Here is a 17,992-nt window from a genome sequence, read left to right on the forward strand (position 1 = left end):
CGCGTGAGCACCGACCTCACCGGCTCCTCGACCCCCGCCCCCGCGGCCGGTCGGTCGCCCTGGCGGAACCCGCTGGTGGTGACATTGGCCGTGCTGGCGCTGGCGGCCGTCATCGTCGCCGGGCTGGCGGTCCGCGGCGTCTTCGGCCCCTACGTCCCGCAGCCCGACTCGGTGGATGTCGGGTTCGCCCAGGACATGAGCGTGCACCACCGCCAGGCGGTGGAAATGGCGTCCTGGGCGCGCGACCACAGCACCGACCCACGGGTGCGGCAGCTGGCCTTCGACATCGAGACCACCCAGAACAGGCAGGCCGGGATCATGCAGGGCTGGCTGGGCCTGTGGGATGCACCGACGCTACCCAGCGACGGACACATGGCATGGATGACCGCCGGGATGAACCACCCCGGTGACGACATGGCCAGCATGAACGCCGACGGCTCGATATCCAGGATGCCCGGCATGGCCACCGCCGAGGAGCTGGCCCGGCTGCGGGCAACACCACCCCCACAGCTCGACGCGATGTTTCTGCAGCTGATGCTGCGCCACCACGAGGGCGGCACCTCGATGCTGCGGTACGGTCGCGACCACGCCGACACCAGCGAGGTGCATAACCTGGCCTCGCAGATGCTGACCGCGCAGACCGCGGAGTCGCAGCTGATGACGTCGTTGCTACTCGAGCGGGGCGCTCAGCCCCTCCCTGCGAACTGACGAATCGGGGCTCCGCGCCCATTGCTCATCGAGTTCGGAGAGCGTCAACATCGGGACGGCCCGGCGCCCCACCCGCAGCGACCGGCTGAGCTTGATGTTCGCTGCGTGGTGGTGGCGGAAACCACCTCGGCCAGCCCGTGATCCTCGGTGCGATGCCTGGTGAGCCTGTTCGACGACGTCCGCGCCGATCGGCACGCCCGTGATGGTTGGCTGGCCGACGCCGGTCCGAAACGGCGACCATTTCGCTGCGGCGGTAGAGCGGCTCCCGTGCTCGCCGCTGTTGTTCCCAGCCCGCCGCGCCCGCCTTGTCCCTGGACAGGGGGTCGAGTGGGCAGGCCCCGGTCGCTGGGATCGGCGAGTGTCCCGGGACGTTCGGGGCGCTGTGTTCCCGTCGTCAGTGTCCTACGCTGTGTCGGAGTTCGACGGGTGTCATCGACGAGACGGGACACGGGATGGTGCAGCGGGGTGGGGTCGCTGTGGCCTTGCTGGCTGCCCTCGTCGGGCTGCTGGCGCTGCATCCGCTGTCCTCCGCCTACGAGGGATCCGTAGGCCACCCGGTGATCGCAACCGCCTCTGCTGATGTCCTCCCGTCGGTGACTCCTACGGCGGGTGCCCCGGGTGGCGGCGCCCACACGGCGGGTTGCCCGGAGTCGCCTGCGGACAGCCACGCCGTCCCGATCGCACAGGTCCGCACCGACGAGCACGAACCCCCGCCGGCCCCGGTGGTCGTTCCGGCGCTAGACCGGTCGCCACCGACCGGCCCGTCTCCGACCGCGGTGCCGGTACCCGAGACATCGGTCCTCGGCGGTGCGCGTCTACTGATCGGGCTCGGAATCTCACGGACGTAGACCGGCCGGCAGCACGCGCCGCGCCCGGGTGTATGCCCGCGATGGCTCCGCCGCGACTGCTGCAGTTCACCTGCGCCCGTCGCCCCTCTGCCGCCAGGTACATCGGGGCCGGTGCGCGCCCGCCCCAGCTTCTCCTCGGGGCTCGCCATCCCTACGGTCGACGTTGTCGACCAGAGGAGCGGGGCTCCGGCGTCGAAAGGACCTCTCCATGACCCAGGTCGGCCCCCGGCCGGTGTCGGCGCGCACACATCCGCCACGCCGCAACGGAAAGGGATCCGCGTTTCTCAGGATGCTGCGGACGACGGATCCGAAGGACATCTCGATCCTCTACATGGTCACGTCGTTCGGGTTCTTCATGGCCGGCGGCGCGATGGCGCTACTGATCCGTGCCGAGCTCGCCCGTCCGGAGCTGCAGTTCCTCTCGACCGAGCAGTACAACCAGCTGTTCACCATGCACGGCACGATCATGCTGCTGCTGTTCGCGACGCCGATCGTGTTCGGCTTCGCGAACTACATCGTCCCGCTGCAGATCGGCGCCCCGGACGTGGCGTTCCCGCGGCTGAACGCGTTCTCCTACTGGCTGTTCCTGTTCGGCGGCCTGATCGTCCTGTCCGGGTTCCTGACCCCTGGTGGCGCCGCCGACTTCGGCTGGTTCGCCTACACCCCGCTGTCGAGTGCGGTCCGCTCGCCCGGCGTCGGCGGTGACCTGTGGATCATGGGCTTGGTCGTGTCCGGTCTGGGCACAATCCTGGGTGGCGTCAACTTCATCACCACGATCGTCTGCATGCGCGCGCCCGGCATGACGATGTTCCGGATGCCGATCTTCACCTGGAACATCCTCATCACGTCGATCATGATCCTGATCGCGTTCCCGATCCTGACCGCCGCCCTGCTGGGCCTGGCCGCGGACCGGCACCTCGGCGCCAACATCTTCAACCCGGAGAACGGCGGCGTGATCCTCTGGCAGCACCTGTTCTGGTTCTTCGGCCACCCCGAGGTCTACATCGTGGCACTGCCGTTCTTCGGCATCGTCTCGGAGATCTTCCCGGTGTTCGCCCGTAAGCCGATCTTCGGCTACAAGGGCCTGATCTTCGCGACCATGGCGATCGCGGCACTGTCGGTCGCGGTGTGGGCGCACCACATGTACGCCACCGGCGCGGTGCTGCTGGCCTTCTTCTCCTTCACGACGTTCCTGATCGCCATCCCGACCGGGATCAAGTTCGTGAACTGGATCGGCACTCTCTGGCGCGGCAAGCTCACCTTCGAGACGCCGATGCTGTTCGCGATCGGCTTCCTGGTCACGTTCCTGTTCGGCGGGCTGACCGGCGTCCTGCTCGCGATGCCGCCGGTGGACTGGCAGGTATCAGACACCTACTTCGTGGTCGCCCACTTCCACTACGTGCTCTACGGCACGATCGCGTTCGCGACCTTCGGCGGCATCTACTTCTGGTTCCCGAAGATGACCGGCCGGTTCCTCGACGAGACCCTCGGCAAGATCCACTTCTGGCTGACCTTCGTCGGGTTCCACCTGACGTTCCTAGTGCAGCACTGGTTGGGCAACGAGGGCATGCCGCGCCGCTACGCCGACTACCTGCCCTCCGACGGGTTCACCACGCTGAACACGATCTCCTCGATCGGCGCGTTCATCCTCGGCGCCTCGACGCTGCCGTTCATCTACAACGTGTTCAAGAGCTACCGCTTCGGCCGGGTCTGCACCGTCGACGACCCGTGGGGCTTCGGCAACTCGCTGGAGTGGGCGACCTCGTCCCCGCCGCCGCGGCACAACTTCACCGAGCTGCCCCGGATCCGTTCCGAGCGCCCGGCCTTCGACCTGCACTACCCACACATGGTTGCGCGTGCCCGGGCCGAGGCGCACGTCGGCGGGAAGGCCCACCCCACCGAAGTGCTGGCGCACGAGGTCGGCAAGGAATCCATGCCCGACGACGACCCAAAGTCCAACTGACCGCCGTGCGTTGTCCCAGATCGGCGCTCTTCCCCGGGCGGTGTCATCTCTGATCGGCACCGCCCGGCACAGCCCCGTCACGACGCACGAGCTACGCCCGAACTGGTGGCATCCGGCGTTGTTTCAGAAGGGGTGACCGTAGCTATGAGGAGCGCGGCGCAACCAGTGACGTCTCCAGTGGTCGGCGGCGGTGGCGGATACTGAGCCGTTCCGAGTAACGAAGCGTGACGCTGTGTGACCTTCGGGGCGCGCCGGGAGTGGCTAGGGGAGCGCGGGGCCCCTGCTAGGAAGTGGTCATCCACTATCACAGGCGACGGCCCGCCAGTTGGTGTACCGGCGGCTATTCGCTCGTTGCCGGGTGCGCCGCCGAGTCGAGTTCGCGCAGCTCACCAGCCCAGTGCCAGGTGCCCTTCTCTGGTTGGTCGGGCTGCCAGCGCACCAGGACTTGCCCGTGGTCGGGGCCGAGGCCGTACGGGGTGTACACCTCGCGGGCGTAGTCCAGATCGGCGCTAGTGGGCGCAGCCACGGCGCCGACGAGGCCGGGCCGCGAACGCGACGGGTCGCGCAGCGTGACTCGCCGCCCCACCAACCTCGTCACACACTGCAACATAGCAGGCACCCGAGGCGGCGCCGGGTGGTGTCAGCCACGAACCCAGATTCCGTTCTTGGTCTGCACCAGCCTCAGCTGGCGTGGATCCCGACACACGTCACCGGCGCGGTGGGCATCCCACAAGTCGGGGTCGTCGAACACGTGCCCACAGCCGCCATGGCGGCGACAGCAGTGCGCGCGGTCCGGCCCGACCCAGCTTTGACCACAGCACGTGATCCGGACAATGTTGCTCACCAGGCCGACAATCCTGCCACACCCCCGCGGGTGTTTCCGCCGCGCCGCTGGTCGTCGTCGACCGCGCGCAGGTCCTCGAAGGCAGCGTTGCGCCGCTCCGCGCCGCGGCCGGCGGCGAGGTCGTCCGCGGTCGCCGCGCCTGGCTGGGCGCTGGACGCCAGGGTCCGCCTCATCGTCGGCAGCCTCATCCTCGCCGGGCTCGGCGCCGGCCGGTTCCTCCCTCACGCCGAAGATTGTGTGGTGTCCGGGCGCCTGGACGTGTCGCGACCTGTCATGCCGTGCGGCGCGGCGGGGCCACGAACCGGGCGCCCAGTACGTTGGCGGTGACGACCAGGGCCGCGGCGACCAGGATGATGTCCTTGAGCACGTATTGGGCGGCCAGGGTGGGCAGCCCACCCGGGAACATCTCGGCGGGGAACAGAACGACCGGCGACAGGATCCCGATCAGCCAGCCGACCATCCCCACCATCGCGGCCTTGAGCAGCCGCCCGGTCAGCAGGCTCAGCCCGATCACGGTCTCCACGACCGCGGTGGCCACGACCGCGGTGGTGCCGCCGACCAGGCCGAAGGTCAGCGCCTCGGCGGTCCGGGCTGCCAGCGCTTCGGCCGGGGAGGCGCCGGGGATGAACTTCAGGGCGCCGAACCCGGTGATGACCAGTCCCAGGCTGACCCGCAGTGCTGCGACGCTGTAGGCGGCCAGCCAGGTGACCAGTCCACGCTGGACGCCGCGCAGCGGACCGAGTCGATCCGATGCGGCCGGACGGCGGGTCGGCGAGGATGCCGGGGGCCCAGTGGTCGTCATGGCGATCTCCTGTTCGATGTAGGGCCACCCCGATGATGACGCCGGGACAACCAGCACTGGATCGGTCGGCGGCGAATCCGTCGGCGATTGCCTCGTGCGGTGCACCGCGACCGACCACGGGGGACCTACGCCCGCCGATGCAGACCCGGGGCCGCTCCCGGACCGAACCGGGCCGCCGTGGAGGCCCACCCCGGCCGAGACCTTCGCGGCGCTGCCCATGCGGAGCGACCGCAGATGCTGACGGTCGCCGTGCTCGCCGGGGTGTTCAGGGCGATCATCGGCGCCTTGGCGGGGCTCGTCGGCGGGCGGCGGCATCTTCGCCGTCCCCGCCGTGCACGGCCTCGGCCTGCCGACCGAGGCCGTGCCCGATCACTGATCGTCGTCAGGACAACGGCCGGACCCGCGAGCTATCCGGCGCCGGTGTGGCTTGCCCTGTTCCCCGGACGCCTGATGGGAGCTGTCGACGCCCGGGGGCGATGCCGGCAGCGGCCTGGCGTCGGGGCTTACAGGCGGTCGAGCATCGTTTGCATCTGCTGGATCTGCTGTTGCTGGGATTGCACGATCGACTGTGCGAGCTCGGTGGCCTGGGGGTTCGTGCCGTTTTGGATCTCGGGCTGGGCCATCGACACCGCACCCTGGTGGTGGACGATCATCTGCTGCAGCAGGAGCGTGGAGGCGGTCGCGCCGTCGGCGCGCTCGAGCTGGGCGAGGTCGTCGGGGGAGAGCAGTCCCTGCATGCCCTGTGCCTGCTCCAGCGACATCGCCGGGCCGGCGTTCCAGGCGGCCAGCCAGGATTGCATCTTCTCGATCTCCGGGCCCTGCTCGCGTTGGATCTTCTCGGTCATCTGGCGCACCTGCGGGTTCAGGTCCGGCTTGGCCAGCACGATCTCGGCCATGCGCAGCGCTTGCTGGTGGTGCGGAACCATCATCTTCACGAACTGCACATCAGCCTGGTTGTGCTCCGGGCTCACCGCGGTGGCGGGCTGGGCGGGCGCGCTGGCGGCCGACGGTGGTGGCGGGGTCTGCGGCGGCGCGGGCTGGCCCGGGGCGCAGGCCGTGATACCTGCTAACCCCAGGCGAGGACGGACGCAGCCGCGCCACGACCAACGTGGATCATGGTTTCCCTCCTGCTCTCGATTGCTATAAGCGAAAATGACCTCTACACCTATACCCCCTAAGGGTATTCTTGTCGAGTGAGGCAGTTCGCACCGGGCCGGGCGTGGGCGCTACGGCCATGTCCGCCAGCCCAATGCCGTCGCAGCCCGGCTGCTGGCTCGTGTGGTCACGGCGACCCCGACCTTGGACCGCTCCGGACAGCTCGCGTTCGGTGACCTCGACGGCACCGTCGGGCAGACCTTCGGTGACGCCGAGCAGGGCGCCGGGCGTGACTACAGCGATGTGAAGGGCCTCAACGCGCTGATCGCGACCCGTGTCCGCGTCGGTGTCTCGTCGGTGATCGCCGCGACCGGGTTGCGGCAGCTGCTCGCCGACGCCCTGGCCACCGCGCATCACCTTCGTTGACCAGGACAGCTGCTGCTGCCTGTCCGGATCGCGCGGAGATGGCGCGCCAGCAGACCGCTGACCGCTGACCGGACAGCCCGGGGTACCGCGTGTGGGGCGGCGGGCGCGGTCGGAGGACGTTCGCCGGATCGAGGTGCGGCGAGGGTCTCTCGTGCTGTGGAGGCCGGGTCCGGCGCGGTGGGGGGCGGGCGTGGTGGGGTCGCCGAGGCCGAGGGCGGTGATGTGAGACTGTGGGCCCGGTGGCGGTCGGCTTCGGCGATGTAGGTGCGCATGACCGCGGCGGAGCGCCAGCGGCCGTGGCGCATGATGGCCAGTTCGTCGACTCCGGCGGCGTAGGCCTGGCGAAGCCGCGGCGCAGGCTGTGCCCGGACCAGATCCCGGGCAGGTCGGCGGCGGCGCGGGTTTTGATGACCTGAGCGTCATCAATGGATCGGTCGGACAGTGCGGTGGCGCCGATCCGGTATCGGCGCACGCCGATCCTCGCCGACCAGCGCACGAGCAGCCGCAGCTACATCGGCGCCGCCACGATCAGGCCGCCACCGTGCCAATCACCACCGACCGAATTGTCTGATTTTGGCCTGCATGCTCGCTGACGCCGTCGTCGACACCGTCAGCGGCGGTCAACATCCATAGCGGGGCGATCGTCAACCCGGAGCGCAGGGACGCCGGGTTCTCCTGCGCACCGGTTGTGTATTGTGTGTGTATGGCTCGGTTGAATGTGTGGGTTCCGGACGAGTTGGCCGCTCGGGCACGGGCACAGTCGTTGAATGTGTCGGCGTTGACCCAGCAGGCCTTGGCCGCCGAGCTCGACCGGCAGGCCACCGACACGTGGCTGGCCGAGTTGCCGGCACCGCGGCGACCGGTCGCCCACGCGACGGCGGTGGCCGCGCTCGACGCCGCCCGCGCCGAGTTCGAGGCCGATCCCGAGCAGGGGGCTCGCGAGTGAGCGTGCCCGAGCAAGCGAGCCTGCCTGCGTCCGCGACAGGTCCGCCGGCGGGGTCGGCGGCGTCGCGGGGTCGGGCCGTCGCCGATCGGATGGTGGTGGTCGATGCTTCGGTGGTGGTGGATCTGCTGGCCGGTACCGAGCTGGCCGCCGCTGTCGCGCGGCGGCTGTCGGGCACCGTGCTACACGCCCCGGCGCACTGTGAGGCCGAAGTGCTCTCGGCGCTTGGCCGGCTCCAGCGCGCCGGTGAGCTGACCGTTGAGGAGGTGGACGCGGCGGTGGCCGCGGTGGCCGCGATGCCGCTCACGCGCCACCCGTTGGCCGCCTTGCTGCCCGGGGCGTGGGCCCGGCGCGGGCGTCTGCGTCTGCTGGACGCACTCTATGTGGAGTTGGCCAGCCAACTCGACACAGTGGTCGTGACTACCGATCACCGCTTGGCCCGTGCCACCGACCGCGCTGAGGCCATCGTCGCCGCCGACGATCGCTGACACACACGGGATTAGAGCCGTGCATGAAGCCTGGACTTCCCGTGGCTCAGATGGCGGTGGACCCGCAGCAAATCACACCGCCGACCACAGGCAGGGGCCGGACGTGGCGAACGTTGTGAACAGGGATTACGTCGACCCGATGGATCCTGCAGGACGGGGTCGAGCCTCGGCGCTGGTGCCGTAGATGCGCACCTGGTGGCCGCTGCGGTGCACCGCAGACAGGCCGGGCGGCGCTTCGACGAGCACACGCACCCGAGTCCCGGCCCGGCCCGCGAAATATCAGCTCGGCGGACCCAGGGCGGCTTCGCCGATGATCTGGATTGGGTGGCCGGTTGCCGCGCCGGACCCGTGCTACTCGCCGGCGACGCCGCCCACGTGCACTCACCCCTCAGCCGTGCTGAGCCAAGGGCTCAACACCAGGCGCGCCGCCGACCTCGCTGGCCATGGGCCTCCACCATGCCGACGACCAGATCCTCGACGGCTACCAGCATGCACGACATCCGGTCGGGCGCCGCGTGCTGCGCGTCGTCGCGCCGACAGTTGATGGTGCAGCTCCATGCCGCTGATTTCACGATCCTTCAGCCGCCCGCGATGGCCACGACTGCCACGGCGGCGAGCAGCAGGCCGACCGGTTGCCCGCGGGGTCCACGCTCGCGCGGCGTGACGGTCCTGTCCCGAGTGGCTCTGCGGCCGACCCGGCTCAGGCCGGCGTGAGATCCCCGCGGAGCACGGTCGACCCGGCCGTGTCCAGCACCTTGAACCCGGAGGCGTCCGGCCGGAGCACCGAGGAGTTGAGGTTGCAGACCATCGGGGCCGCACCGGTCCCGATGAACGCGCCCGCGTCGACCTCCCGGCCGTCGGTGGCCTCGACGACGACGCGGTAGGTCGCCCCGGGCCGGAACCCGTCGGCGTCCAGCACGATCTCCATCCCCCAGGTGTGCGGGATCGCGACCGCGCTCGCCCGGATTTCCGGGGCGCTCGCCTGCACGGCGACCGGCTCGCGGGGGATCCCGTCGTAGTCGCCCACCGCGTAGCCGGCCACCCCGCCGACCACGAGCGCGACGGCCGCCGCGGCCGCGGCGACGCTCGTCGGGAGCCGTCGGCGCGGAGCCGGCCGGCGCTCCGCGCGCGCCGCCGCCACGATCCGCTCGCCCAGGTCGGCCGGTGGTACGGGTGTGCGGTCCAGGTGCTCGGGATCCACCCCGCCCAGCGCGGGCAGCACCGACGAGACTTTGGCCAGCTCGGCGCGGCAGGCCGCACAGCCGTCCAGGTGCGCCCGCACGGCGGCGGCCTCGCCGTCCGGCAGGCGCCCGATCGCGTAGTCACCGAGCGACTCCCGCATGGTCCGGTGCTCGTCCGGCGTCACAGTTGCACCCCATCTCGTCCATCGTCAGGCGCAGCGCCTTCAGCCCGCAGAAGACCCAGCCTGCGGATCGTCCCGAGCGGCATGCCCGCCTCGGCCGCGATCTCGGCATGCGGGCGCTGCCGCAGGTAGGCCTCCACGATCGCCTGCCGATGCTCGGGCGGAGCCGGCGCAGTGCCTCCTCGACCAGCCAGGTGTCGATCACAGCGTCGTCGGCCGGACCGACCGCGTCCGGAGTGGACTCGGGATCGTCGGTGAGGGCACGCCGCCAGGGCCGTGCGGTGATCCGGCGGATCTCGTCGATCACCACGCTCCGCGATTCCGCGGCGACACGTCCTACCAGGTTCTGCGCGGAGCCGATAAGGCTGGAGCCAACGGGTCTCGGCAGTACCCGTGATCGGACCACCGCACCCTTGGCCAGCGGAGGATCGGGCTTCGACCCACGCCGCGGGCACAACATCAGCGACACCACGCCTGTTCAATACCCTGAGGGGGTATTATACTTTGGGGGTGTCCTGCCGTACGTCTTTGGAGATGTGACTGTGTCTCGATCAGCTGCCGGTCGGCGCCAGCACCCCACCGCAGGCCCGTGGGCTGCGGTGGTGACCGCCGTGGGTTCCGAGCAGGGGCGTGCCGTCCTGCGTTGCCTCCTCGGATGCACGAGTCGAGCTCTGCAGAATCGTGCGAGCGCGACACGAGAGGGCTCGCACGGCAATAGCTGTCGCTGAATGCTCGCCGGGACTCGTCGAGACGACACGTGTCGACCGGGCTGTCGGCGCTCCACCCGTCCCCGGAGGCCGACCTGCTGCTCTGGACGGCAGTCACAGATCAGCGCGGGCGGTGAGCGGTCAGCTCGACGGCGGGGCTGGTCCCCCGGCGTGGACATTCGGTGAGCGCCACATCGACAAACCCGACTTCCGCAGACCGGACACGCAGGCTATGGGCAGGTTCGGCCAGCACATGGCGATGCACGGTAAGCACCAGCAACCCGCCCGGACGCAACACACGGAACAGCTCAGCGAACCCGAGCGACTGGTCCCAGAGCATGACGTTGTTGACCGAGATCGCCACATCCATCGACTGGTCCGCACAGCCGGTGCGCTCGGCCGTCCCGTCACCGATCTCGAGCGCGCCCATAGCGATCGGCCCCGCGCAGCGGCGGGTGGCCATCGCCCGCATCGTGGCTGACGGATCCACCCCCCGCACGAAACCGCTGGGGACGATCAGCCCTGCAGCCAGCGCCAGCCCGACCCCGGGCCCGCAACCCACCACGATGACTTGGTGATCGGGCCGCAGCTTCGCCCGGTCGACGGCCCATCGTTCCTGCCGACGGTTCCCCCAGGCCATCACCGCTCCACCGAGCCGCCCAGCCAGGCCACGGGGATGCCCGAAGGCCGCGTCGAGGGCTCGCCTCAGCCCGGTCGGACCAACGTCAGCGTGCGGTCGGTCAGCGTCAGCATCCATCAATGCAGCTCACCATCCCCGGCCGCCGATGCCGTCAGGGATCACCCTGACCGGAAATTCTGTCGGACACGGGCGCGCGGGATGACCGGCGCGGCTGGGCGTGATCGCGGCGTCGGGGGACGGGTTGCCTGGGCCACTGGAAGGCGTTCACCCAGTGAGTACGCCCAGGGCTTGCGACCTGCCCTGCGAGGCTGACCGCATCATCCGTCCGCCTCCGGGGCGGCGTGGCAATGCTGTGGTTAGAGTCAGCAAGTCCGGAACGGGCCCCGGTCGAGAGGGAGGGACGGCGACGGTGCGTACCGCGATGCATCGCCCCGCAGCCCCGTTCGTCCTCCTGCTGATCGCCGTGTTCGTGCACACCGCGTTCGGACCCGTTCTGGCCTGCCACACCATCACTCCGGAGCAACCGGTTGCGAGCGTCGCCGCCGTCACGGCGCTGGTCCAGGAGACCGGGGGATGTCCCGGATGCCTGCCCGACGCGCCTCTCGACGCTGAGGGCAACGCCAGTGTTCCGGCAAACGGGGATCCGTCAGGTTCACCGGCCGTGACTGGTCTGTGCACCCCCGACCGTCCCTGCCATCACGCCCCGGCAGGACGAGACACTGCTGTCGACCCCGCGGTCCGCGGGGTCGATGCCCCACGTGACAGCGGCCCCGCTCTCCTCTCCACGTGCTTCAGGCCGGACCAGGTCGAGCAGCCTGTCCTGCCCGCCCCGGCATCGAACCCGGTGCCTCCGGCGGCGGTGCTGGCACCAGTCGCCGTGCTCTGCGTCGATCGGAACTGACCCGGCCCGGGCTCCGGATTCGATCGATCCCCGTCCGTGACCGGCTGACGAGGCTGGTTCGCAGGACATCACGTCCGGACTCATCTGCACCGGAATCCCGATTCGATGCGGCACCAGGCCGGCCCAACCCGAAGGGCATCGCATGCCACACGCCACCCCAAGCCCTCGCCCGACACACACGGCGCATGTCCAACACGACGTCGTCACTGATCATCGCCAGCCTCTCGACGAGATCAACGACATCCCTGCTCTACAGCATGGCGGCGAGCAACCGGGCGGACATGTTCTCTCGCTGCTCGACGCGCACCTAGCTGTGTCGGGCTGCCCGGGGATCGGACACCTCTCGAGCCCGTGTCACCGGGAGCGTCGGCCGATCGATCTCCATCGCCTTGAAAACCTGCCGACAATCGGCACAATGTCCGGTCCGCCCCCTACCCGCGCGCCGAATTGTGGTCGGGACCGGCAGGGAAGGCGCGCTCCGTGAAGATCGTGTGCATCGGTGGCGGTCCGGCAGGTCTGTACCTGGCCATCCTGGCCCGGTTGCGCTCGGACGGCCGGGACGAAGTCGTCGTCGCCGAGCGCAACCCGCCAGGGGAGGCTTCCGGGTTCGCCGTGACCCTCGGCGAGGACATCCTTGACGAGCTGTACCGCACCGACCCGGTGGGCGCGGACGGCGTCCGAGCCGCCGCGCACGTCTGGGGCGACCAGGTCGTCGAGGTCGCCGGCGAGACCGTGCACCTCGGCGGCCGCTACGGCTACTCGATCGGGCGCGCCCGGCTGCTCGAGGCGCTCACCGTCCGGGCCCGGCAGGTGGGAGTCGACCTGCGGTTCGACACCGAGGCCGCCCCCGACGGCGATCTCGCGGCCGATCCGCTGACCGCGGACGCCGACGTCGTCGTCGCAGCGGACGGGATCAACAGCGCCGTGCGCGACGCCCGCACCGCGGAGTTCGGCACCCGGCTCACCCACGGCACCAACCGCTACGCCTGGTTCGGCACATCGAAGACGTTCGAGGCGTTCACCTTCGCCTTCGAGCGCACCGAGGCCGGCTGGATCTGGTTCCACGCCTACCCCGCCGCGGACTGCGTCAGCACCTGCATCGTGGAGTGCACCCCGCAGACCTGGGCCGGTCTCGGCCTGGACCGGTTGTCCGCCGACGAGGGAATGCGGCTGCTGGAGACGATCTTCGCCCGGTCGCTGGAGGGACACTCGCTGATCGCCCCGCCCGGGACGGGCGCCTCGCCGTGGCTGGAGTTCCGCGAGATCCGCAACACCTCGTGGCGGTCCGGGCACGTCGTGCTGGCCGGCGACGCCGCGCACACCACACACTTCGCGATCGGCTCCGGCACGGTGCTCGCGGTGGCCGACGCGATCGTGCTGGCCGAGGAGCTCTATCCGGACGGCACGACCGGGAGGACGGCGGACGTCGATGCGGCGCTCGCCGGGTACGACGCCCGCCGGCGGACCGCGCTGGCACCGACCCAGGACATGGCGCGGCGCAGCATGCGGTGGTTCGAGGAGGTGCCGCAGCGACTCGAGGGCGCCGACGCGATCGACTTCTCCTGGTCTCTCCTCGATCGCCGCGGTGACCAGGGCCCGCTGCACCGGCGGCTGCACGAGGCCACCCAGATCGAACCGGTGCGCCGAGTACGGCGCCGGCTGACCTCCGCCCGGCGAGTACACCGAGCACTACGGCGCGGCGAGATCGACCCGATCGGCGTCCTCACCGGTCGCCGCTGATCACCTTTACGCGCTCGGTGGCCACCTCCGCTGTACGAACTGCCCGCACACCCCAGGCCGCCGCCCACCTGCGCTTGAAGTGCGGTTTGCCCCGTCTCAGTGAAAGTGGACATGGCGTTTGCTTGCAGCCCGTTTCAGGTCCGCATGACCGCGCGTAGGACGGCGAGACGCTCGTCAGGCCGCACGGTGGCGAGAGTCTTCCCCGACCGCGACTCGCTCATCCGGCTCGTCGGGATGTCCTCGCCGAGCAGCACGACGAGTGGACCGATGGCCGCCGCTGCCTCGGGCTCGACGTCCTGAGTCGAGCCCGCGCCGCCACCGACCCTCACCCCGGACACCGGTGAGGAGGCCGAACCCGCGCCGACGATCTCGGCGCTGAGCACCTGAACCAGCAAGATCACGCGTCAGCCGTCACACACCACGTCACGGGACTTGACCCCGACCGTCGCCGGCCGGCAGAAGCATCGGTTCACGCGATGCCTGTGCTCTGTTCGGCGACCTGACCAGTCTGAGCACTTCACCCCGCGGGTGATCACCCAGAACGTTTGCTCGCGGAGGACCGGACCGAGCGCTGCGGCCCCGGCGCGTCTGTCCCGCCGGAAAGCAGCGGAGGCGACGTGATCACATGAGGGCGTGGTCGGGGGGCACCCACAGCCTCGCGGGGAGCGGCCTCTCAAGTAGATCGGTGCGGCCCCGGCGCAGCCGGGCGTGCAGCACGTCCCGGTCCCGGCCATCACGGCGAGCAGGGGGTGGTAGCCGCGGCGTCCGGTGCGCATCACCTGCCGAGCCCCGGACTTGTCGAGGCCGTAGGTCTCGACCAGAGTCGCGTCGATGTCGACCACCACCGCAGCGTCGCCGGGCGGGGTCGTGTCGAGTGCGCCCAGCCCGGCGGCGCGGGCCAGGAGCACCGCGGCAGCACGCGCAGAGCCAGGTCTCGGACGCGGCGCTCCACTCGGCGCTGGCCGGTGAGCACCGACGAGATCTTGATGTGCAGACACGCACGCGTCGACCGGCCGGACCTGCACCTCGAATTATCACCAGCCAGACTGGCGTCATTTGGTCGGCGGGCCGGGAATTCGCACCTCGCCTGCGCGCCGCTGTCAGGGGGCCGAACCGGTAGCGCTGCGGCCGGCGTCGACCAGCGAACCAGGGTCTGTCAGTACATCTAGTCCACGTCACCGCGAACGCCACGATCGAACTGCTCGCAGCCTTTCTTCTTGCCTGACAACCACACCAGGAGCCGAGGGTCAACGATACGGGCGGTGCCCATTTCGGCTCCGGCCTTCGCCGGTACCGCTGTGTCGCCCAGGCTGTCCCGCCGCGGCCAGCACGATCCGCAATCGTGCTGGCCAATGCATTCGCCATTGTCAACCGTCGAGTCCACTCCGTCAACCGGCGGCCGATCCCAATTCGTCGCTCCAGGGCAGCAGCACGGATGACGTAGATGTTGCTCAGGCTGTGGCGGTGCCGGAGCCGACGCGCTTCGCCCAGGCGCGGTAGTTCGAGATGAGGTCTTGCTTCAGCTGACCGCGGGGCTTCACCTCGATTCTGAGGTTCCCCCGGTTTCCCGGAGTCCGGGTCATCTGTGATCGTCGCGCTGGGATCGATGGTAGGCGTCCTCGTACTCGTCGGGTGAGAGCCCGCCGAGCCCGGCCTGGATCCGGCGGGGGTTGTACCAGCCGTCGATGTAGCGCAGCAGGGCGTGCTCGGCCTCGGCACGAGTGGCGAAGGTGGTGCCCGGCCAGTACACGAGCTCGATCTTGAGCGTGGACCACAGGTTCTCAGCCAAAGCGTTGTCGTAACTGTCGCCTGTGGACCCTGTCGAGGGCGCGACACCCGCGTCGACCAGGCGCTGGGTGAATCGCAGCGCCGTGTACTGGGCGCCCTTGTCGCTGTGGAAGATCAACTCTCCGGAGCGCACCTGACGCGAGCGCAGCGCATGATCCAGGGCGGTGAGCACCAACGCAGTGGTCGCCCGCTCACCGGTGGCCCAACCGACGACCCGGTTGGCGAACGCATCCCGCACGCTGGCCAGCCACAGCACACCCTCCCCGGTGACCAGCCGCGTCAGATCCGCCACCCAAAGCCGGTTCGGCGCGTCGGCCCGGAAGTTGCGTTCGACCCGATCCGGGGCGGCGGTGTGGTTCGGATCCTGCCGGGTCGAGCCGTGCTTCCAACCCCGACGCAGATGCGCGCCCTGCAGGCCGTGGGCGCGCATGATCCGCTCGATGCGCTTGCGCCCGACCCGCACGCCCTGGCGGCGCAGCTCCAGCCACACCCGCGGCGAGCCATAGGTCGCGGCGTACTCGTTCACGCTGCGCACTTTGACGATCTGCTCGAGCAGTGCGGCATCGTCGAGCTCACGGCGCGAGGGATACTCGCGGCGGGTCCGCCAGTCGTAGTAGGTCGAGGCGGGGATGCCCAGGACCCGCAGTACGAGACCGGCCGGGAAGCCATGGGCGTCGATGAAGCTCATGACCACCTCCGGGTCGGGCCGATCTCGCTGGCGAAATACGCACTCGCCGCGCGCAGGACCTCGTTGACCCGCCGCAGCTCGGCGTTCTCGGCGGCCAACCTGCGGTTCTCCTCGACCATGTCAGTGCTTGGGCGGTCATGCCGTTCGCCGGCGTCGGCCTCGGCCTGACGGACCCAGTTCCGCAGGGCCTCGGGGTGCACGTTGAGTTGCTCGGCCAGCCGCTTGAACGACGGCCGCGGCTCGGACTGTCGATACAGCCGGACCGCCCGTTCCCGCAGCTCATCGGGGTACTTCCTCGGTGCTGCCAACAGAGCCTTCCTTCCCAGTCCCTAACCATGGGACCAGTCTTCGAAGACTCCGGCGAAGCGGGGGAAGCTCAGTCCACACTTCGCAGGCAGGGCTGTCGAAGACGCCGGTCAGGGTGTCCGGGTCGGTGGCGTGGTTGTTGTCCTTATGGATTTGCAGCGTCACCTCCCCGGTGCCGGTGAGGTCCAGAACGCGGCGAGCGTCGTCGCCAAGGCCACGCAGCGGCATGAAGATCGCCATCTCGCTGCCCAGGCTGCGCCAGCCGTCCTGGTCGCGTTCGAAGACGATGCTGCGAGAGGCACAACCACGCAGGCGCACCGGAGCTACCAGACGTCCGCCGGGTGTGAGCTGGTCGAGCCAGGCAGCCGGGACCTCGTGGGCACCGACGGTAGCGATGACGCGGTCGAAAGGCGCAGTTTCTGGGTGGCCGAGTGCGCCGTCGGCGGCGACCGCCTCGACGTTGTCGATGCTGGCTGCGGCCAGGTGCTCGCGTGCTCCGGCGACGAGGTCCTCGTCGATGTCGATCGTGGTGACATGCCCGTCGGCGCCGGTGAGGGTGGCCATCAGGGCGGCGTTGTAGCCGGTGGCCGCGCCGAGTTCGAGCAGCCGTTCGCCGGGCTGGATGCCGAGCTGTTCGAGCATCATGGCGACGATCTTGGGCTGGGACGCGGCGCTGATTCGGGTGCCGTCGCCCTCGTGTTTGGTGTAGACGGGCTCGTCGGCGTACGCCTCGACCAGGGGGACGTCGGGCAGGAACAGGTGTCGGGGCACCTGCCGGAACGCGGCCTCCACAGCGTCGGTGCGGACGGTGCCGTCCTTGACGAGGCGGTCGGCGAGCTTGGTACGCAGCTCGTCGGCGGAGCCGGTGGAAGCGTCACTGACGGTGGTTGTCATTGCGGGAACCCTAACGGTGTTGGAGGTGGTCCCGGCTGGTGCCTGCCGGGTAGGCGTGCTGTAAAAAACGGTGTCGACGGCCAGCGCGGCGAGGGTGGCCTGGTCGGTGCCGGAGAGACCGGCGCGGTTGGCGTGGAAGATGAAGTGGTGCGCCAGGACGGCGCGCAGGCCCCGCTCGAGGTGTCCGGCGCGAGCGAGTTCGGCGAGTTGGCGGCCGGCCGTGTCGAACGCTGTCCACCAGGTCTCGGGAACCACGTCGGGGGCGACGTCGGCGACCTTGTGCGTGTTGGTGGTCATCAGTCGGCGCACGGCTTGGCTCAACCGCTCGGTGTGCGGAGAGTTGTTGGAGTGGGGTTGGGCGGTGGGCCGGAGCGCAGCCACCTTGTCCCAGACGTCGCCCTGCTCGAACCAGTCCAGCCCGGCGGCGCGCAGCATCGAGCTGAACAGCAGGACGGTGGTCTCTCTCTGACCCAAGGCAGCGGGTTTCGTGGCACGGGCGAGGCAGTGGCGACTGTCGTGGTGAAACAGCGAGTGCGCGATGTCCATCGCGGCGGGTCCACCGAAGGCAAGGGTTTCGGGTTCGTAGATGCCGCGAGTCCAGCGCGCGAGATGCCCATCGGCCTCCAGGTCGGACAGCAGCGTGTCGACCGCTTTCGTCTCGGGGTTGACCGGTTGGTAACGCAGCCGCCAGGCGGGTGTCTTGCGCAGGTGCCACCACGTGTCGAGTTCGCCGTCCTGTTGGGCCTGGTCGAGAGCGGGTACGAGCAGGGTCGCGGCGGTGTGCTCGGCCGTGGTCGGGTCGGCGAACTCGACCAGGTAGTGGTGCCAGCTGTCCGGCAGCATCAGCG

The 17,992-nt window shown here is 69.8% G+C and carries 17 protein-coding genes and 2 pseudogenes; 7 read left to right on the plus strand and 12 right to left on the minus strand.

Features of this window, described 5'->3' with window-relative positions; translation table 11 throughout:
• The first annotated feature begins 3 nt into the window (after positions 1-3).
• Both JOF36_RS34555 and ctaD read left to right on the plus strand, forming a co-directional pair.
• Positions 4-708, plus strand: a complete 705-nt coding sequence (locus tag JOF36_RS34555; protein ID WP_210036478.1) for a DUF305 domain-containing protein — start codon at positions 4-6, stop codon at positions 706-708.
• A 1,056-nt stretch (positions 709-1,764) separates the two neighbouring features.
• Positions 1,765-3,519, plus strand: coding sequence for an aa3-type cytochrome oxidase subunit I (ctaD, locus tag JOF36_RS34560; protein ID WP_210036479.1), 1,755 nt, complete (start codon positions 1,765-1,767; stop codon positions 3,517-3,519).
• A gap of 340 nt (positions 3,520-3,859) precedes the next feature.
• Here ctaD and JOF36_RS34565 read toward each other — a convergent pair whose 3' ends face one another.
• The 5 genes from JOF36_RS34565 to JOF36_RS34580 form a co-directional block, all read right to left on the minus strand.
• Positions 3,860-4,117, minus strand: a complete 258-nt coding sequence (locus tag JOF36_RS34565; RefSeq protein WP_210036480.1) for a hypothetical protein — start codon at positions 4,115-4,117, stop codon at positions 3,860-3,862.
• A 42-nt stretch (positions 4,118-4,159) separates the two neighbouring features.
• Positions 4,160-4,363 (minus strand): FDXHR family putative zinc-binding protein, encoded by a 204-nt coding sequence (locus JOF36_RS41645; RefSeq protein ID WP_443706282.1) that lies wholly within the window; start codon positions 4,361-4,363, stop codon positions 4,160-4,162.
• A complete protein-coding gene (locus tag JOF36_RS34570) occupies positions 4,360-4,536 on the minus strand; it encodes a hypothetical protein (RefSeq protein ID WP_210036481.1) in 177 nt (58 codons plus the stop codon). The genes JOF36_RS41645 and JOF36_RS34570 overlap by 4 nt, the downstream gene beginning before the upstream one ends.
• A 98-nt stretch (positions 4,537-4,634) precedes the next feature.
• The gene (locus JOF36_RS34575) at positions 4,635-5,165 is read right to left on the minus strand and encodes a hypothetical protein (protein WP_210036482.1); all 531 of its coding nucleotides are present in this window, start codon (positions 5,163-5,165) and stop codon (positions 4,635-4,637) included.
• 503 nt (positions 5,166-5,668) lie between these two features.
• Complete coding sequence (locus JOF36_RS34580) at positions 5,669-6,136, minus strand: DUF305 domain-containing protein (RefSeq protein ID WP_210036483.1); 468 nt, start codon at positions 6,134-6,136, stop codon at positions 5,669-5,671.
• A 307-nt stretch (positions 6,137-6,443) separates the two neighbouring features.
• Between JOF36_RS34580 and JOF36_RS34585 the strand changes: the two genes are divergently transcribed.
• The 3 genes from JOF36_RS34585 (at position 6,444) to JOF36_RS34595 (ending at position 8,117) form a co-directional block, all read left to right on the plus strand.
• On the plus strand, positions 6,444-6,686 hold the full coding sequence (locus tag JOF36_RS34585; protein ID WP_210036484.1) for a hypothetical protein: 243 nt from the start codon (positions 6,444-6,446) through the stop codon (positions 6,684-6,686).
• A gap of 703 nt (positions 6,687-7,389) precedes the next feature.
• Complete coding sequence (locus JOF36_RS34590) at positions 7,390-7,632, plus strand: type II toxin-antitoxin system CcdA family antitoxin (protein ID WP_210036485.1); 243 nt, start codon at positions 7,390-7,392, stop codon at positions 7,630-7,632.
• Positions 7,629-8,117: a type II toxin-antitoxin system VapC family toxin gene (locus tag JOF36_RS34595; RefSeq protein ID WP_307862780.1), complete on the plus strand. Its 489-nt coding sequence runs from the start codon at positions 7,629-7,631 to the stop codon at positions 8,115-8,117. Before JOF36_RS34590 ends, JOF36_RS34595 begins: the two co-directional genes overlap by 4 nt.
• 700 nt (positions 8,118-8,817) lie before the next feature.
• Here the strand turns inward: JOF36_RS34595 and JOF36_RS34600 are convergent.
• From JOF36_RS34600 to JOF36_RS34610, 3 genes are all read right to left on the minus strand, one after another.
• Positions 8,818-9,483, minus strand: a complete 666-nt coding sequence (locus JOF36_RS34600; RefSeq protein ID WP_307862781.1) for a zf-HC2 domain-containing protein — start codon at positions 9,481-9,483, stop codon at positions 8,818-8,820.
• Positions 9,480-9,935 carry a sigma factor-like helix-turn-helix DNA-binding protein gene (locus JOF36_RS41500; protein WP_372447472.1) on the minus strand — a complete coding sequence of 152 codons (456 nt, stop codon included), beginning with the start codon at positions 9,933-9,935 and terminating at the stop codon, positions 9,480-9,482. Before JOF36_RS41500 ends, JOF36_RS34600 begins: the two co-directional genes overlap by 4 nt.
• 373 nt (positions 9,936-10,308) lie before the next feature.
• Entirely contained in the window at positions 10,309-10,827 is a 519-nt protein-coding gene (locus JOF36_RS34610; RefSeq protein ID WP_210036487.1) for a class I SAM-dependent methyltransferase, read from the minus strand.
• A gap of 1,381 nt (positions 10,828-12,208) precedes the next feature.
• Between JOF36_RS34610 and JOF36_RS34615 the strand changes: the two genes are divergently transcribed.
• Together JOF36_RS34615 and JOF36_RS34620 are read left to right on the plus strand one after the other, a co-directional pair.
• Entirely contained in the window at positions 12,209-13,468 is a 1,260-nt protein-coding gene (locus tag JOF36_RS34615; protein ID WP_210036488.1) for an FAD-dependent monooxygenase, read from the plus strand.
• 186 nt (positions 13,469-13,654) lie between these two features.
• Positions 13,655-13,812: pseudogene (locus JOF36_RS34620) on the plus strand (transposase); the annotation flags it as partial.
• Between the two features lie 337 nt (positions 13,813-14,149).
• Here the strand turns inward: JOF36_RS34620 and JOF36_RS34625 are convergent.
• The 4 genes and pseudogenes from JOF36_RS34625 to fxlM form a co-directional block, all read right to left on the minus strand.
• A pseudogene (locus JOF36_RS34625) lies at positions 14,150-14,373 on the minus strand (IS1380 family transposase); the annotation flags it as partial.
• 674 nt (positions 14,374-15,047) lie between these two features.
• The gene (locus tag JOF36_RS34630; protein ID WP_112276250.1) at positions 15,048-15,944 is read right to left on the minus strand and encodes an IS3 family transposase; all 897 of its coding nucleotides are present in this window, start codon (positions 15,942-15,944) and stop codon (positions 15,048-15,050) included.
• Complete coding sequence (locus JOF36_RS34635) at positions 15,941-16,252, minus strand: transposase (protein ID WP_210026741.1); 312 nt, start codon at positions 16,250-16,252, stop codon at positions 15,941-15,943. The genes JOF36_RS34630 and JOF36_RS34635 overlap by 4 nt, the downstream gene beginning before the upstream one ends.
• The gene (gene fxlM / locus JOF36_RS34640) at positions 16,224-17,987 is read right to left on the minus strand and encodes a methyltransferase, FxLD system (RefSeq protein WP_210036489.1); all 1,764 of its coding nucleotides are present in this window, start codon (positions 17,985-17,987) and stop codon (positions 16,224-16,226) included. The genes JOF36_RS34635 and fxlM overlap by 29 nt, the downstream gene beginning before the upstream one ends.
• Positions 17,988-17,992 lie beyond the last annotated feature (5 nt).

Origin of the sequence: Pseudonocardia parietis (genome assembly GCF_017876315.1) — a bacterium.
Taxonomy (GTDB): Bacteria; Actinomycetota; Actinomycetes; order Mycobacteriales; family Pseudonocardiaceae; genus Pseudonocardia; species Pseudonocardia parietis.

Bases quoted from the DNA above. Each gene is read 5' to 3' on its own strand.
- ctaD (WP_210036479.1), top strand. From the start codon at position 1,765: ATGACCCAGGTCGGCCCCCGGCCGGTGTCGGCGCGCACACATCCGCCA.
- JOF36_RS34570 (WP_210036481.1), bottom strand. From the start codon at position 4,536: ATGAGGCGGACCCTGGCGTCCAGCGCCCAGCCAGGCGCGGCGACCGCG.
- JOF36_RS34575 (WP_210036482.1), bottom strand. From the start codon at position 5,165: ATGACGACCACTGGGCCCCCGGCATCCTCGCCGACCCGCCGTCCGGCC.
- JOF36_RS34590 (WP_210036485.1), top strand. From the start codon at position 7,390: ATGGCTCGGTTGAATGTGTGGGTTCCGGACGAGTTGGCCGCTCGGGCA.
- JOF36_RS34610 (WP_210036487.1), bottom strand. From the start codon at position 10,827: ATGGCCTGGGGGAACCGTCGGCAGGAACGATGGGCCGTCGACCGGGCG.
- JOF36_RS34630 (WP_112276250.1), bottom strand. From the start codon at position 15,944: ATGAGCTTCATCGACGCCCATGGCTTCCCGGCCGGTCTCGTACTGCGG.
- fxlM (WP_210036489.1), bottom strand. From the start codon at position 17,987: ATGCTGCCGGACAGCTGGCACCACTACCTGGTCGAGTTCGCCGACCCG.